The following is a 16,534-nucleotide window of genomic DNA, read 5'->3' as shown; positions in this document are numbered from 1 at the left end:
GGATTTAATGGATGCCACTGCGTACAGACGATAACTGGCGCCACGGCGCCGTTTTGTTGGACCCTGAACACACCCGGTTTGCCCTCTGGGCACCGGATGCCTCATTCGTGAATGTCGAACTGCAGGATGGCCAGTCACTGGCCATGCTGCCGCAGTCCGACGGCTGGTTCGTACTTGAGGCCCGCTGCAAGGCGGGTACCCGCTACCGCTTCAGGATCGACCACGAGCTGGACGTTCCTGATCCCGCCTCCCGGGCACAGGTTGATGATGTTCACTCTGAAAGCCTCGTAGTCGACCCTCACGCTTATTCATGGCAGAACACTGCATGGAACGGTCGTCCATGGCATGAAGCAGTGATCTATGAGCTGCACGTGGGCGCCATGGGTGGCTACGCCGGGGTGGAAAAGCACCTGCCGCGACTTGCCCGACTGGGCGTTACCGCGATCGAGCTGATGCCGCTTGCGCAGTTCCCCGGTGATCGCAACTGGGGCTACGATGGCGTTCTGCATTATGCTCCGCAATCGTCCTACGGCACGCCTGAACAGCTCAAGCACCTGATCGACACCGCTCACGGTCTTGGCCTGATGGTTATCCTGGACGTGGTGTACAACCACTTCGGCCCGGACGGCAACTATCTGGGCAGTTATGCCAAGGAGTTTTTCCGCAGCGACCTGCACACCCCGTGGGGCGATGCGATCGACTTCAGACGTCCGCAGGTGCGCGACTTTTTTGTCGACAATGCCCTGATGTGGCTCCTTGAGTACCGCTTCGACGGCCTGCGCATGGACGCTGTTCACGCCATTCGCGACAAGACCTTCCTGCCGGAGTTCGCGGAGCGGGTTCGTAGCCGCATTGAACCCGGCAGACACGTGTGGCTGAACCTGGAGAACGAGTTCAACCAGGCCAGCCTTCTGGAAAAAGGTTTCGATGCACAGTGGGACGACGACGGGCACAACACCCTCCACGTGCTGCTGACCGGTGAAACCGACGCCTACTATTCCGACTTCGCCAAAGAGCCGACGCAAAAACTTGCGCGCCTGCTCAGCGAGGGGTTTGTCTATCAAGGCGAACCGACGCGCCACGGGCATACGCGAGGCGAGCCAAGTGCGCACCTGCCGCCGTCGGCTTTTGTGTTGTTTCTGCAGAACCATGATCAGATCGGCAACCGCGCACTCGGTGAACGCTTGCCGCAACTCTGTGCGCCTGCGGCATTGAAAGCCGCCACCGCCCTGCTGCTGCTTTCACCGATGATTCCGCTGATGTTCATGGGCGATGAATGGGCGGCCAGCGAGCCGTTTCTGTTCTTCACCAGCCACCACGGCGAACTGGCCGATGCGGTACGCGAAGGACGTCGCAAGGAGTTCGCTGATTTCGCCGCGTTCGCCGACCCGGAAAAGCGCGAGCACATTCCTGATCCGAACGACATCAAGACGTTCGAAGCCTCACGCCCGGCATTTTCCGCAGTCGATCTCGACACCGACATAGGTCAGGATCATCGCAGCTGGCTGCAGTTCTACACGCAGTTGCTGGCTTTACGGCACCAGGAAATCATGCCACGCCTGCAGGGCGCACGCTTCCTGAGTACCGATATTCTCGGCGACAAGGCGGTCAGCGCGCGCTGGACGCTGGGCGATGGCAGCGAACTGCGTATCGACCTCAATCTCAGCGAGCATGCGGTCGACGCGCCACCACAAACGGGTGCCCGCGAGATATTCTCCAGCGCCGAAAAATCGTCCGAACTTTCCCCACCCGGCACCCTCAATGCTTACACGGCCATTGTCAGCCTGAAAGCGAGTGATGTTCTGGAGGAACAGGATGAACAATGAGCAACTGGAGAGGCTTGCGACCGAGGCAGGATTGTCGGTGCACTGGGTCGATGCCAACGCTCGGCCGCAGACCGTCAGCCCTGATGTGCTGCGCAAGGTACTGGAGGCGCTGGGCTATCCTGCTGAAAACGGCGAGGCTATCGATGCCAGCCTGCTGCGCCTGCAAAAAGCCAGTCACGGTGCCAGTGCCCCGCCACTGCTGACGGTTGATGTGGAAAGCAACCTGGACCTGTCTCAGTGGTTTGCTCCACAAACGCCATTCACGCTACACCTCGAAGACGGTTCTTCGCTGGATGCCAGACTCACCTCGAATGCAGAGCTCCCGGCACTGGCCCCGCCCGGCTATCAACAGCTGGAAATTGCCGGCCAGCACCTGACCATCGCGGTCGCGCCGAAAACCTGCTTCAGCATGGCAATGGCTACCGATACCTCGAAGCCGCACGGCTGGGGGTTGACCGCTCAGCTTTACAGCTTGCGCCGCGAAGGTGATGGCGGCTTTGGTGACACAGAAGCACTGGAGAAGGTCTTGCGCTCTGCTGGCGAGCGAGGTGCCGACGCATTGGGTATCAGCCCGATCCACGCCATGTTCGCCAACGACCCTCACCGTTACAGTCCTTATTCCCCTTCCAGCAGGCTGTTTCTCAACAGTCTGTATGCGTCGCCGGGTGCGATTCTCGGTGAAAGTGCGTGGCGTCAGGCAATCGAAGACGCGCGTGTCGGCGACGAGATGAAGCGCCTTGAAACACAGACGCTGATCGACTGGCCAGCTGCGGCCAACGCCAAATGGAAAGCGCTTCACGCGCTTTACGAAGGCTTCAGTGCGGGTGATCACCCGCTGCACGAAGACTTCAACAGCTTCCGCCACAGCGGTGGCGAAGCGCTGGAAAATCACTGCCGCTTCGAGGCGCTGTGTGCCGAGTCCGAAACGCTGAACATCGGCAACAACTGGCATGAATGGCCGGAGCAGTTCAAAGACCCTCGCAGTGACGCAGTCGCAGAATTTGCCAAAAGCCATAGCGAGCAAATCAGCTTTCACGCCTTCGCCCAATGGCTCATAGCCCGTGGTCTCGAACGCGCACAGGTTGCAGCACGCAGCAGCGGCATGCGCGTCGGCCTGATTGCCGATCTGGCAGTGGGTGCCGACGGTGCCGGAAGCCAGGCCTGGAGCCGCCAGGACGAGTTGCTGTCGGCCCTGACCGTCGGCGCCCCCCCTGACATTCTCAACCGTGCCGGCCAGAGCTGGGGGATTTCCGCGTTTTCGCCGGATGGCCTCAAGCGTAATGGTTTTCGTGCGTTCATCGAGATGCTGCGGGCCAACTTTGCCCATGCCGGCGGGTTGCGTATCGACCATGTCATGGGCTTGCAGCGTCTCTGGGTCATCCCGCAAGGGGCACCTCCCAGCGAAGGCGCTTACTTGAATTTCCCGCTGGATGACATGCTTCGCCTGCTGAGTCTGGAATCCTGGCGACACAAGGCGATCGTGCTGGGTGAAGACCTCGGTACGGTGCCAGAAGGCCTGAGCGAAAAACTCAGCGCCAGAGCGATTCTCGGCATGCGCGTACTGCTGTTCGAACAGAACAATGGTCAGTTCAAGCCGATTCTCGACTGGTCGGATCAAGCGCTGGCGACCACCAGTACCCACGATCTGCCCACTCTCGCAGGCTGGCTCAGCGAACTGGATATCGAATGGAATGCCCGTCTTGGCCACATTGACGAACAGCATGAATCGCAGTGGCGCGAAGAGCGCACGCGGGAATATGAAAGCCTGCGACGTGCCTTGAGCCAGAATATCGACAGTCTGCCCTCCGAGACTGAAGACCCGGCCCAGATCATCGACGCGAGCATCAGCTACCTGGGTCATACACGTGCGCCACTGGTACTGCTGCCGATAGAAGACGCGCTGGGTGTCGAGGAGCAGGCCAACCTGCCCGGCACCATTGACAGTCACCCCAACTGGCGCAGACGTCTTCCCGGCGATGCGGCCTCTCTGCTTGATAACCCGAATGCTGCTCGACGACTGGAATTACTCTCCCGATCCCGGCTGCAGGCTACGGAGCGTGATCAATGACCCGTCCATTACAACCGTTGCGTGCCACCCAGCGCCTGCAATTCCATAAGGATTTCACCCTCGACGACGCCGTACCGCTGGTGCCCTACTTCGCCAGTCTGGGTATCAGCCACCTCTACGCGTCGCCACTGCTCAAAGCGCGTGCCGGCTCGATGCACGGCTATGACGTGGTCGACCCTACGGTGATCAACCCGGAACTGGGCGGCGAACCTGCCCTGCTGCGCCTGGTCGAGACCTTGCGCGAGCACGGCATGGGCCTGATTCTCGACATCGTGTCCAACCATATGGCAGTCGGCGGTGCCGACAATCCATGGTGGCTGGACCTGCTGGAATGGGGCCGTCGCAGCCCGTATGCAGAGTTCTTCGACATTCAGTGGAATTCGCCCGACCCGCTGCTGGAGGGCCAATTGTTGCTGCCATTCCTGAGCAGCGACTACGGCACGGTATTGCAGGCTGGCGAAATCCCGCTGCGTTTCGATGCCGAGCGCGGTTCGTTCTACATCGAACACTACCAGCATCATTTTCCGATCTGCCCACTGACCTACGACTCGCTGTTGCAGACCGTGGATCAGCCGCAACTGAAGGACATGGCCCAGCGTTTCAACGCACTGGCGCAGTTCCCGCAAGCCTATGAGCGCGCACGCCAGGCCAGGGCCGAGTTGGCCGGACTGGCCAAGGACCCGCAGGTACTCAAGGGTATCGAGCAGATCCTCGCGCATTTCGATTCCAGCAAGCCCGAAGGCTTCCAGCGCCTGCACCAGTTGCTGGAGCGCCAGCACTATCGTCTGGCCAGCTGGCGCACCGCCGGGGATGACATCAACTGGCGGCGTTTCTTCGACATTAACGAGCTGGGCGGCCTGCGTGTCGAGCGGCCACAGGTATTCGAGGCCACTCACGGGAAAATATTTCAGCTGATTGCCGACGGCCTGGTCGACGGGCTGCGTATCGATCACATCGATGGACTGGCCGACCCGCGCGGCTACGGTCGCAAGCTGCATCGTCGGGTCAAAGGCCTGCTCAAGCTGCGCCCCGAGCATGCGCAGATCGATCATCTGCCGATCTTCGTCGAGAAAATCCTCGGCCCCGACGAGCCGCTGCGTGAAGACTGGAGCGTTGACGGCACGACAGGTTACGAGTTCATGAACCAGGTGTCATTGCTGCAGCATGACCCTAAGGGCGAAGAGCCTCTGGGTGAGCTGTGGAGCCGCCTGACAGAACGTACCGCTGACTTCGATCAGGAAGTGCTGGTGGCCCGTGATCTGGTCTTGCACGGCACCCTGGCGGGCGATTTCGAGAACGTTGCCCAATCGTTGCTGCAGGTTGCTCGCAGTGATTTGATGAGCCGCGACCTCACTCTGGGTGCGATTCGCCGTGCCCTGCTCGCCTTGATCGTCAACTTCCCGATTTATCGCACCTATATCTCGGTGTGCGGCCGCTCGGCGCAGGACGACAAATATTTCCAGCAGGCAATGGAAGGCGCGCGCGCGACCCTGAACGAAGGCGACTGGCAGGTGCTGGATTATCTGGCACGCTGGCTGGGTGGCGAACCGTGGCGAAAACTGCCACGCGGCCCGCTGCGCAAGCTCTACAAGAATGCCTGCGTACGCTTCCAGCAACTGACCTCCCCGGTTGCCGCCAAGTCCGTCGAGGACACCTCGTTCTACCGCTCTGCCGTGCTGCTGTCGCGCAATGATGTGGGTTTCCATCCTCAGCACTTCAGTGCGCCGGTGGAAGACTTCCATCAGGTCTGCCTGGAGCGTCTGGAGAAGTTTCCAGACAACCTGCTAACCACCGCAACACACGATCACAAGCGTGGCGAAGATACGCGTACGCGCCTTGCAGTCCTGAGCGAGTGCGCCCCGTGGTACGCCGAACAGGTAGAGCGCTGGAGACAGTTGGCAATGCCACTCAAGGGTGAGGAGCCGACGATCAGCGCGGGCGACGAACTGATGCTTTATCAGGCCCTGCTGGGCAGCTGGCCGCTGAGCCTGGAAGGCGAACAAGCCCACCAGGAATACGCCAAGCGCATGGTGCAGTGGCAAGAGAAGGCCCTGCGCGAAGCCAAGCTGCAAAGTAGCTGGAGTGCACCGAATCAGCCCTACGAAACCGCTTGCCGCGAATTTCTGGAGCGTTTGCTGCTGGCACCGGAAGCCCTGGCGTTGCGCCAATCCCTTAGCGCGACAGCCAACCGTATTGGCACCGCCGGCGCGCTCAACAGTCTGGCGCAAACCTTGCTACGCTTGAGCGTACCCGGTGTTCCCGACTTGTATCAGGGCACCGAGTTCTGGGACTTCAGCCTCGTGGATCCGGACAACCGCCGCCCGGTTGACTACGCTGCCCGGAAACAGGCCCTGGCGGAAGACGCAAGCGTTGCCGACCTGCTGACCGACTGGAAAGACGGGCGCATCAAGCAGGCACTGATCGCGAAGGTCTTGAACCTGCGTGCCGAACATCCGGGACTGTTCAGCGAGGGCAGTTATCAACCTCTGGAAATAAAGGGCAGCCACGCCGAACAGGTGATGGCCTTTGCCCGGGAGACACACGGAGTGCGCGCTATCATCGTAGTACCACGCATATGCAGTGAACTATTGGGTACTGCGCAAACTCCATTGATTAATGCTGCCAATTGGGGCGACACGCGGATCATGCTGCCGTTTGCCGACTCCGGTTCTGACTGGAAGGGACTCTTTTCTGACGTTGTCGTGACGAGTGATCGGGAAGTACCGCTCAGTGCAGCGCTTGAAAGATTTTCCGTCAATTTGCTTATTCAAACTATGTAATAGCTGGGAGTCTCAAGATGAGTGCCGACGAAAAAAGAATTCGCGAATTTGCTTACCAAATCTGGGAATCGGAGGGTAAACCTTCCGGTCACGACGAGCGTCACTGGGAAATGGCGCGCAAGCTGGCCGAGGCCGAAGCGCTGGCACCGAACAAGTCCGGTGTGCGCAAATCGACCAAGCCCAAGCTGCCTGAGGTAGACAGCGCCAAGGCGCCTGCCAAGGGCGCAGCCAAGCCCGCTGCAAAATCGGCGCCTGCGCCAAAGCCTGCTGGTGAAGCCAAGCCCAAGCCTGCACCCAAGGCGGCTGCCAAACCTGCTCCCAAGGCCAAGCCCGCTGCAGCCGCTGCAACCGACGCTCCTGCCAAAGAGGCGCCCGCCAAACCTGCTCCCAAGAAGCCGCGCAAGCCGTCGAATTCTTGAAACTCTTCTGGCCGCGCACCGGTCAATTATTGCAGGTCTCGCTCTGACCAGAGATGAGGCCTGCTACAACCCCTTAGATTATCGTCAGTATCGGAGCCCGCGGCTTCGATAGCGGCCTTGGCCGCTCAGAAAATCATTCGACGTCAGGAAGTCACCATGAATACGAAGTCCACTACACCGGCAGAAGATAATTCAGCCCCGCTAGACAACCCTGGCAGTACCCCGTCTCGCATTCGTGAAGGACTTCCCTTTCCTCTCGGTGCAAGCTGGGATGGCCTGGGCGTCAACTTCGCCCTGTTCTCGGCAAACGCCACCAAGGTAGAGCTGTGCCTGTTCGACTCCACTGGCGAAATCGAACTGGAACGCATCGAACTTCCGGAATACACCGACGAGATTTACCACGGCTATCTGCCGGATGCGCACCCGGGCCAGATCTACGGCTATCGCGTGTACGGCCCGTACGATCCGAAGAATGGTCATCGTTTCAACCACAACAAGCTGCTGATCGACCCGTACGCCAAGCAACTGGTCGGCGAGCTGAAGTGGTCGGAAGCGCTGTTCGGTTACACCATCGGCCATCCTGACGGCGACCTGAGCTTCGACGAGCGCGACAGCGCCCCTTTCGTACCGAAAAGCAAGGTGATCGATGAGGCCTACACCTGGGGCCGTGATCAGCGCGTTGGCACGCCTTGGGACAAAACGATTTTCTACGAAACCCACGTACGCGGCATCACCATGCGTCACCCTGAGGTGGCCGAAGAGCTGCGCGGCACGTTTGCCGGTCTCGGATCAGCGCCGGTCGTCGAGCACATTCGCAAGCTGGGTGTGACCTCCGTCGAGCTGCTGCCGATTCATGCCTTCGTCAACGACCAGCATTTGCTGCAAAAGGGCATGACCAACTATTGGGGCTACAACAGCATCGCGTTCTTCGCCCCGGACCCGCGTTACCTGGCAAGCGGCAAGATTGCCGAGTTCAAGGAAATGGTTGCGCACCTGCACCACGCCGGGCTCGAGGTCATCCTCGATGTGGTCTACAACCACACCGCTGAAGGCAACGAGTTGGGCCCTACCCTGTCGATGCGCGGTATCGACAACGCCTCGTACTACCGCCTGATGCCGGACGACAAGCGCTACTACATCAACGACTCGGGCACCGGCAACACCCTCGACCTGAGCCACCCTTGCGTATTGCAAATGGTCACCGACTCGCTGCGCTACTGGGCTTCGGAAATGCACGTCGACGGCTTCCGCTTCGACCTGGCGACCATTCTGGGCCGCTACCACGATGGTTTCGACGAGCGCCACAGCTTCCTGGTCGCCTGCCGTCAAGATCCGGTGCTGCGTCAGGTCAAACTGGTCGCCGAGCCGTGGGACTGCGGTCCGGGCGGCTACCAGGTGGGCGGTTTCCCACCAGGCTGGATGGAATGGAACGACAAGTTCCGCGATACGGTTCGTGCCTTCTGGAAAGGCGACGAAGCTCAACTGGCCGACTTCGCTGCACGCATGACCGCGTCCGGCAACATGTTCAACCAGCGCGGCCGTCGTCCGCAGGCATCCGTGAACTTCATCACTGCGCACGATGGTTTTACGCTGCATGACCTGGTGTCGTACAACGACAAGCACAACGAAGCTAACGACGAAAACAACCAGGATGGCAGCAACAACAACCTGTCCTGGAACCATGGCGTCGAAGGTCCGACCGAAGATCCGGAAATCAACAGCCTGCGTCTGCGCCAGATGCGTAACTTCTTCGCCACCCTGCTGCTGGCACAAGGCACGCCGATGATTGTTGCGGGCGACGAGTTCGCGCGCACTCAGCACGGCAACAACAATGCCTACTGCCAGGACAGCGAGATTGGCTGGATCAACTGGGATCTGGACGAAGATGGCGAAGCGCTGCTCAAGTTCGTCACCCGCGTGATCAAGCTGCGTCAGACCTACCCGATCCTGCGTCGCAGCCGCTTCCTGGTAGGCGACTACAACGAAGAGATCGGCGTCAAGGACGTCACCTGGCTTGCTCCGGATGGCAACGAGATGAGTGTCGAGCAATGGCACGATGCCAATGGCCGTTGCCTGGGCATGCTGATGGATGGTCGCGCACAGGAAACCGGTATCCGTCGCGCGGGTGCCGACGCCACGCTGTTGCTGGTGGTCAACGCGCATCACGACGGCGTCAATTTCACCCTGCCGGAAGTGCCTGAAGGTACCCATTACGAGTGCCTGATCGACACCAATCAGGATGATGCACGCAGCAAGGAGCACTTTGCGTTCGGTTCGCAATACACCGTAACGCCGCGTTCCCTGCTGCTGTTTGAACTGAAGCGTGAAGACCAGCAATGATTGATGCCTTGAGTGAGTTCCTCGACTGGCGCAAGCACGGTTATGCCGATACGCGTGCGCTGGGCGAGTGCTTACAGGCATTGGTCAATGAAGGTCTGGATCAGCTTCCCCTGCCTGCCCGCGGTCAGACACTTGAGCGCTGGCGGGCGCTGGCCTGCGTTGCAGGCCACGACCTGGGGTTGTGCAAGTTGTACGAGGGGCACACAGACGCCTTGGCAATCATGGCCGAACTGGGTGCCCCGCCCCCCGAACAATTCAGCACCTGGGGCATGTGGGCGGCAGAGCCGCCACAGGCACGGGTGAATATCAGCGGCGCAGGTGATGCCTTGCGCCTGCACGGCCGCAAGGCATGGTGCTCAGGCGCTTCGGCGTTGAGCCACGCATTGATCACGGCATGGGACGTCGATCATCACCAGCAGCTGGTTGCAGTACGCCTTGACCAGCCCGGCGTACACATGACCAGCGACGGTTGGCGCGCAGTGGGCATGGGTGCGACCGGCAGCATTGACGTGGTTTTCGACAACGCCATCGGTCAAGCGATCGGTTCGCCCGGCGGCTATCTCGACAGACCTGGCTTCTGGCAGGGCGGCATCGGCATCGCGGCCTGTTGGTACGGCGCATCACGCGCCATTGCGCAGCGCCTGCTGGCCCATGTCGGCAAGCGCGAAGAGCCGCACGCCCTCGCGCACCTCGGCGCTGCGGACGTAGCGCTGCATGCCGCAATCGATGTGTTGCGCGCCGCTGCCACGCACCTGGATCAGGCCCCGACCGATAATGCCGAAGTGCTTGCCAGACGCTGCCGTGCTTATGTCGAGCAAGCCGCCGATCTGGTGATCCAGCATGTGGGCCGGGCCGTCGGCGCCGGGCCTTATTGCAAGGACCCGCACTTTGCCCGGCTGATCACCGACCTGCCGGTTTTCCTGCGTCAGAGCCACGCCGAACAGGACCTGGCCGCATTGGGCCAGTTGTCCGGCAAGGCGTTGCCCGCTGCACGCACGTGGTCACTATGAGAGCGTATAGAGCATGAGTGAAGGGTTCGTAGTGAGTGATGACGAGTCCGGCCAGGGTACTTCCCTCGCCGCCTGGAATGCTTCGACCAGGCTGCACGGCCTGCCTGTGATCACCGCAGACCTGCTGGTGCCGACCAATTGCCGAGCCGTGATCATCGCCCCGCACCCGGATGATGAAGTATTGGCCTGTGGCGGTCTGATGAGCCAGTTGGCACAACTGGAACGCAATCTGTTACTGATCTCGGTCACCGATGGTACAGCCAGCCATCCGGGCTCCGCGCTCTGGCCCGTCGATCGTCTGTCCAAAGCCCGACCTGAGGAAAGTGCCGAAGCCTTGAATCGCCTCGGCATACCTGCCGAGCGCCTTGAGTGGTTGCGTGGTGGCCTTCAGGACGGCGCCGTGGCCGCAGCGGAAGATCATCTGGTGACTTTTCTTGAACAGCATCTGGGCCCTGCCGACGTGGTGTTCGCCACCTGGGCAGAAGATGGCCACAGCGACCATGAAGCGGTCGGCAGAGCCAGTGCCAAGGCCTGCGCGTCAACCGGAGCACAGTTCCACGAAGTGCCGGTCTGGGCCTGGCACTGGGCTGACCCTGAAGACCAGCGTCTGCCGTGGGACAGAGCGCGCAAGCTGCTGCTCGATCCGGTGACGCTGGCCCATAAACGCAATGCCGCCCAGGCGTTCACCAGTCAGTTGCAGGGTGATCCGGCCATCGGTCTTTCCCCGGTTTTGCCGGACGCAGTGCTGGAAAGGCTGCTGCAGCCCTTTGAAGTGGTGTTCACATGAGCGTCGAGGACAGTTATTTCAATGAGCTGTTTCTCAACAACGATGACCCGTGGGCATTCAAGCAACGCTGGTATGAACGGCGCAAGCGCGCCCTGACCCTGGCGGCTCTGCCCCGCGAACGCTACCGCTCGGTATTCGAGCCCGGCTGTGCCAACGGCGAACTCAGTGCCGACCTTGCCGGGCGCTGCGATGCACTGGTGTGCTGCGACACCTCGAATCTGGCGGTGGACCTGGCACGCAAGCGTCTGGCCGATCAGCCCCATGCCCGAGTGTTGCAAGCGCGTTTGCCGCAGCAATGGCCGCAGGGCGAATTCGACCTGATCGTCTTCAGCGAGATGGGTTATTACCTGGACGCCGACGACCTGCACGGCCTGATCGACCGCGCACTGGCGGCCCTGGCACCGGACGGCCAGTTGCTCGCCTGTCACTGGCGGCCCGATATCGAAGGCTGCCCGCTGAACGCCGAGGCGGTTCACGACATCCTTGCTGCACGCTTGTCCATGCACCGACTTTTCAGTCATCACGAACAGGATTTCCTGCTGGACCTGTGGAGTCGTGATGGAACATCCGTAGCAGAACAGGAATTCTCCGATGATCGGCATTCTGATCCCGGTGCACAATGAAGAGCAGTTACTCGACTTGTGTCTCGAAACGATAAAGCAGGCGGCTGCACACCCCGACCTCAAGGGCGAATGCGTGGAAGTGCTGGTGGTTCTCGACAGCTGCACCGATCGCTCGGCGGAGATCGCACGGGCGCATGGCGTGATGATTCTCGAAGTGTCGGCGCGCAACGTGGGCCAGGCTCGGGCACAGGGCGCGGAGTTTCTTCTCGACCGGGGCGCACGCTGGCTGGCGTGTACCGATGGCGACAGTACCGTGGCCAACGACTGGCTTGCCGAACAGCTGGCGCTGGATGCCGACGCGGTGTGCGGAACGGTGACGCCCGGCGACTGGAGCAAGGACATCTCGGCGGCCGCACAGGCCGCTTACCTGCAGCATTATCAGCACCGTGACGGCCACCGACACATTCATGGTGCCAACCTGGGCGTCAGCTCGATTGCGTATATCAGCGCCGGTGGATTTCCGGCACTGCCCTGCCACGAGGACGTGCACCTGGTTCGGCAACTGGAATTGATCGGTGCGCGGATTGCCTGGAGCTGCCGCCCGAAGGTCACAACCAGCACCCGCCTCGACTCGAAAGCCAGGGGCGGGTTCGGCGATTTTCTGAGTTCGCTGAATGCCTGAACGGCGTGTTTACTGATGATGCGCCGTCTGCATGCCTGAACGGTCATCGTCTGCGGAATTGAGCGCCGCACTGAAGAAACGCACCGCTTCGGCACTCAGGTTACGGTGAATATCCTCGCGGTCCACGCCGTCAGGGTCATTGCACAGCAACGGCGCACTCGCGCGCTGCTCATCACTGCACGGTGCCATGAAGACAAAGTGCCCTGCGCCGGCGAGTAACTTGTAGTCGGGTGGCTGCGGCAGCTTGCGCGCCAGCGCCTCTGCGTTTCGGTCGATCGCCAGCAACTGATCGTCATCCCCCGCGTACATCAGTACCGGCACGTGCACATCACCCAGCGTATGACGGCCGAACATCAGACTCAACGGGGCCATCAACATCAATGCGCCGACCCGCGGATCCGCCTGAGCGTGAAGGTCATCACGGTCCGCGACCAGTTCGCCCTGCGTCTTGCACGCATCACGGTCTGTCGGGCGCTCGGCGCAGTACTGACGCAGACGCTGCAGATCAGGTTGTGCGCCGGCGAGAATCAGCGCGGTTTCGCCACCGGCCGAATAACCGATCACGCCCACTTGCCGGGCATTGAGATAGGGGGCCAGCAAGGGGTCGAGCAAGGCCGTGCTGATCGCTTCGGAAATCTGCAGCGGTCGCCCGTACAGGTTACTCAGGCTGCCGAGACGGCTGTGATCGCGATCATTGTCGCCAGGATGGACCACGGCAACCACCACAAACCCCTGGCGGGCCAGCGAAGTGGCCAGGTCATGCAGTGCCAGCGGGGTACCGGTGTTGCCGTGCGACAGCAACAACAAGGGGAAACGGCCCATTGCGATGGGCGCTTCTTCACCGGCCTCGACACGGTAACCATGAAGCATGCTCACTTGCTCGGCCGCGGTCGACGGGTAAAAGGCGATAGCCTCGACCGGCTGGGAATCCAGCGGATCAGGGAAACTCAACTGGTGATAGCCCGCGCTCCAGGACTCATCCGCCTGAGCGTGCACCGAAACAAGGCTATCGAGCAGGAAAACCAGCATCACTGCACAAAGACGTACCATGGCAAGGCCCAACCTTTGCAAATCCGGAACCTCGTCCGGACAATCCATCAAGCGCTTGTGTCGAGCATCATGCTCCAGCGCGCCGTTCCCACCCAGATATGAGTGTTGAAAACAGAAATAGTGCACAAGCCGGGCCATAAACTGCCCGTTGTTTTTTCGCGAGGGCGAATATTTCCGCCAGCCTGACAAGCAGTGCGCGAAAACCCTAGTTTAGTCCCCTAAGAACCCCGCTACCTGTAAGAAAGCTGTCAAGGTTGTATCCCGTCAACGCGCCGCTCACTGCAGCCCATCGCCACGAATCAGAAACAAAAAAACTCCACAACCCGACAGCAATCCCGCGCAGGTTGTGGAGTTTTGTGCAGAGCGCGCTCGATCAGGCCGCGAACAACTCGTTCTGGATGTACTGCTGAGCAGCGCTCATGGCGTTGGCACGCGGCTCTTCGCCATACGCCAGGCCGTGGGCACGGACGAATTGCAGGTCGGTGATACCGATGAAGGCAAATAGCGTCTTGAGCAGCTCTTCGTGACCTACGCCAGTGGGTTGCCCGGCGTGCAGACCGCCCGAGGTAGAGACGATAATGACTTTCTTGCCGCCACACAGGCCTTCAGGACCTGCTTCGGAGTAACGGAACGTGCGACCCGCGATCAGAATCCGGTCAAACCAGGCTTTCAGCTGGGTCGGGATGGTGAAGTTGTACATGGGTGCGCCGATGACCAGCACGTCCGAATCGAGAAACTGCTGCAAGGTGGCTTCGTTGCCTGCCACTTCCTGCTGCTGGGCGGCGTCACGGACTTCTACCGGCGTGCCCGCTGCGGCGAGGCTGGCGGCTGAGAAATGCCCAAGCGCATCGCTGGCCAGATCGCGGTAGGTGACCTGGCTGTCGGCGTGCGCAGTCAGGTAGGCCTGGACAACCTCATGGGTCAGCTGACGCGAAGCAGAGTGATCGCCGAGGATGCTGGAGTCGAGGTGCAATAGATTCATAACGTAGCTCCCATAAGAAAATCGCCACTGAGCGATGAAGTGGCGAGCATCCTATCCTTGATCGCAATAGATGATTAGTGGTCTTGAATGCGACTGTTCGTTCTATTAAGAGAACAATAGAGTGAGTCGGGGCTCAGGCTCAGCTCTTTGAATGAGGTCTCGAACACATCCAGCAGGCCTCTGACGGCAGGAAGCAGGCCACGGCGCGAGGCGAACACGGCATGCACGATGCCGCACTTGGGTCGGTGCTCGCTGAACAGCTCTACCAGGCGTCCGTCCTGCAAGGCTTCCCTGACAATCAGCTCTGGAAGCTGGGCCACACCGACACCCTGCAACGCGGCCTGCAGCATCATGTCCAGGTCCGAACTGATGAGCCGGGGCGTGTGGCGTATTTCGGCATAGTGACCGGGCTGCGTCTCCAGCAACCAGCGGTGCTCATGATTCGAAGAAGGCATGTCGAGGCTGGGCAGCGTCGACAGCGCGTCGAGAGAAGGCGTTGCCGACAGCCTGGCCGCCAGGTCGGCGCGTGCCACCAGACGCTGGGCACTGTGCCCAAGCTTCTTGACCACCAGCCCGTCGTCCTCGAGCGGTGGAAAGCGCACACGCAGCGCAATGTCGATGTTCTCGGTCAGCGGGTCGACGCGTCGGTTGGTACTTTCGACCTGGATCTGAACCTTGGGGTGCTCGGCCGCGAAACGGGCGATGGTCTCGTTGAAGCCCATCGCCGCCAAAGCAGGGGGACAACTGATCACCACCCTGCCCTGCGGTTCGGATTTGGAACGCAGGATGGCCTCTTCGGCCGCCTCGGCCTCGACCAGCATGGCCACGCAGTGAGCGTAATAGTCGCGCCCGCTTTCGGTCACCGCGAAGGTGCGCGTCGAGCGGTGAATCAGCCGAACACCCAGGCGCTCCTCAAGTCCGGCAATGCGCCGGCTGAGCTTGGACTTGGGGATCCCCAGCTTGCGGCTTGCCGGCGCAAAGCCGAGGCACTCGACCACCTGGACGAAATAAAACAGATCGTTGAGATCAAACACCCGGCCACCTCGTTTTCAGAGCCGGGAGTATGCAGCGCCGTGCCCCGTGCCTCAAGACCGGGACGGAGGATCGCGCCGGGTCATTCGGCAGTCAGAAATGCCAGCACCGGTACAGTGAATGCCTCACCCGCTTCGACACTGGACAGGTGCGCCGCGTGCAGTTCGATGATCTGCGCTCCCTTAATCCGTTCGACCATGAAACGCCCGTCCGCCGGGGTCGTTACAGCATCCTGCGTGCCACAGACCACCAGCACCGGCAGCTCGATGGACGCGATCTGCTCCCGGAAATCCGCATCGCGCACAGCCGCGCAATTGGCCGCGTAACCCTGTGGCGAGGTGCGTGCCAGCATGCCGACGACCGTGTCGACGGCAGCAGGCTCGGCGTCCGCGAAGGATGGTGTGAACCAGCGTGCGATCGAGGCATCGCGCAACGCGACCATGGCTGCCTGGCCGTCACGCAGCACGGTTTCGATGCGAGGATTCCAGACATCGGGGTTGCCGATTTTGGCGGCCGTATTGCACAGAACGACCTTGTGCAGGCGCTGCGGCGCATTGATTGCCAGCCATTGGCCGATCAGCCCCCCCATGGACAGGCCGCAGAAGAAAGCCTTGTCGATGCCCAGCGCGTCGAGTAGCGCCAACACGTCGCGAGCGTTTTGCTCGATGCTGTAACTGCCCTCGCTGACCAGCGATTTGCCATGGCCGCGCGTGTCGTAACGCAACACCTGAAAGTGCCGGCTGAAGGCAGGCACCTGGTTGTCCCACATGTGCAGATCAGTGCCCAGGGAATTGGACAAGACCAGCACCGGCGCGCCCGCCGGGCCTTCGAGCAGGTAGTTCAGTTGACCATCAGCGAGTTGCACGGCAGACATTCGAGACTCCGGAGAAAGACAAAGCTGCACACTAATGAGTGTCGCAGCAGCATACAATCGGCTGATCGAATATCCGTGCGGCTATCGAACAGCTTACCGTGCGCCGTCAAAACCCAGGGAG

13 protein-coding genes are annotated in these 16,534 nt (G+C 60.9%); 9 read left to right on the top strand and 4 right to left on the bottom strand.

Features of this window, described 5'->3' with window-relative positions; translation table 11 throughout:
• Positions 1-11: 11 nt before the first annotated feature.
• From treZ to KBY02_RS13345, 9 genes are all read left to right on the top strand, one after another.
• Positions 12-1,826: a malto-oligosyltrehalose trehalohydrolase gene (treZ, locus tag KBY02_RS13385; RefSeq protein ID WP_024639557.1), complete on the top strand. Its 1,815-nt coding sequence runs from the start codon at positions 12-14 to the stop codon at positions 1,824-1,826.
• Positions 1,816-3,894: a 4-alpha-glucanotransferase gene (gene malQ / locus KBY02_RS13380; protein WP_024651142.1), complete on the top strand. Its 2,079-nt coding sequence runs from the start codon at positions 1,816-1,818 to the stop codon at positions 3,892-3,894. Before treZ ends, malQ begins: the two co-directional genes overlap by 11 nt.
• Entirely contained in the window at positions 3,891-6,674 is a 2,784-nt protein-coding gene (locus tag KBY02_RS13375; RefSeq protein ID WP_225650566.1) for a malto-oligosyltrehalose synthase, read from the top strand. The genes malQ and KBY02_RS13375 overlap by 4 nt, the downstream gene beginning before the upstream one ends.
• A gap of 17 nt (positions 6,675-6,691) precedes the next feature.
• Complete coding sequence (locus tag KBY02_RS13370) at positions 6,692-7,093, top strand: DUF2934 domain-containing protein (RefSeq protein ID WP_011268141.1); 402 nt, start codon at positions 6,692-6,694, stop codon at positions 7,091-7,093.
• A 156-nt stretch (positions 7,094-7,249) separates the two neighbouring features.
• Entirely contained in the window at positions 7,250-9,433 is a 2,184-nt protein-coding gene (gene glgX / locus KBY02_RS13365) for a glycogen debranching protein GlgX (protein ID WP_011268142.1), read from the top strand.
• Positions 9,430-10,443: an acyl-CoA dehydrogenase family protein gene (locus KBY02_RS13360; RefSeq protein ID WP_225650565.1), complete on the top strand. Its 1,014-nt coding sequence runs from the start codon at positions 9,430-9,432 to the stop codon at positions 10,441-10,443. The genes glgX and KBY02_RS13360 overlap by 4 nt, the downstream gene beginning before the upstream one ends.
• A 13-nt stretch (positions 10,444-10,456) precedes the next feature.
• Entirely contained in the window at positions 10,457-11,230 is a 774-nt protein-coding gene (locus KBY02_RS13355; RefSeq protein ID WP_024641517.1) for a PIG-L deacetylase family protein, read from the top strand.
• On the top strand, positions 11,227-11,853 hold the full coding sequence (locus KBY02_RS13350) for an SAM-dependent methyltransferase (protein WP_024641518.1): 627 nt from the start codon (positions 11,227-11,229) through the stop codon (positions 11,851-11,853). The genes KBY02_RS13355 and KBY02_RS13350 overlap by 4 nt, the downstream gene beginning before the upstream one ends.
• Positions 11,822-12,475, top strand: coding sequence for a glycosyltransferase (locus KBY02_RS13345; protein WP_003400627.1), 654 nt, complete (start codon positions 11,822-11,824; stop codon positions 12,473-12,475). Before KBY02_RS13350 ends, KBY02_RS13345 begins: the two co-directional genes overlap by 32 nt.
• A 9-nt stretch (positions 12,476-12,484) precedes the next feature.
• Here the strand turns inward: KBY02_RS13345 and KBY02_RS13340 are convergent, their stop codons facing one another.
• The 4 genes from KBY02_RS13340 to pcaD form a co-directional block, all read right to left on the bottom strand.
• A complete protein-coding gene (locus tag KBY02_RS13340; RefSeq protein ID WP_011268147.1) occupies positions 12,485-13,525 on the bottom strand; it encodes an alpha/beta hydrolase family protein in 1,041 nt (346 codons plus the stop codon).
• A gap of 373 nt (positions 13,526-13,898) precedes the next feature.
• A complete protein-coding gene (locus tag KBY02_RS13335) occupies positions 13,899-14,507 on the bottom strand; it encodes an FMN-dependent NADH-azoreductase (protein WP_024651146.1) in 609 nt (202 codons plus the stop codon).
• Positions 14,508-14,581: 74 nt separating this feature from the next.
• Positions 14,582-15,541: a LysR family transcriptional regulator gene (locus KBY02_RS13330; RefSeq protein ID WP_058821904.1), complete on the bottom strand. Its 960-nt coding sequence runs from the start codon at positions 15,539-15,541 to the stop codon at positions 14,582-14,584.
• Positions 15,542-15,621: 80 nt separating this feature from the next.
• The gene (pcaD, locus tag KBY02_RS13325) at positions 15,622-16,413 is read right to left on the bottom strand and encodes a 3-oxoadipate enol-lactonase (RefSeq protein WP_011268150.1); all 792 of its coding nucleotides are present in this window, start codon (positions 16,411-16,413) and stop codon (positions 15,622-15,624) included.
• Positions 16,414-16,534 lie beyond the last annotated feature (121 nt).

Origin of the sequence: Pseudomonas sp. P129 (assembly GCF_020312195.1) — a bacterium.
In the GTDB taxonomy this organism is placed as follows: domain Bacteria; phylum Pseudomonadota; class Gammaproteobacteria; order Pseudomonadales; family Pseudomonadaceae; genus Aquipseudomonas; species Aquipseudomonas fragariae.
Note: the sequence above shows the minus strand (reverse complement) of the source record. Positions and strands in the feature narration are given on the sequence as shown.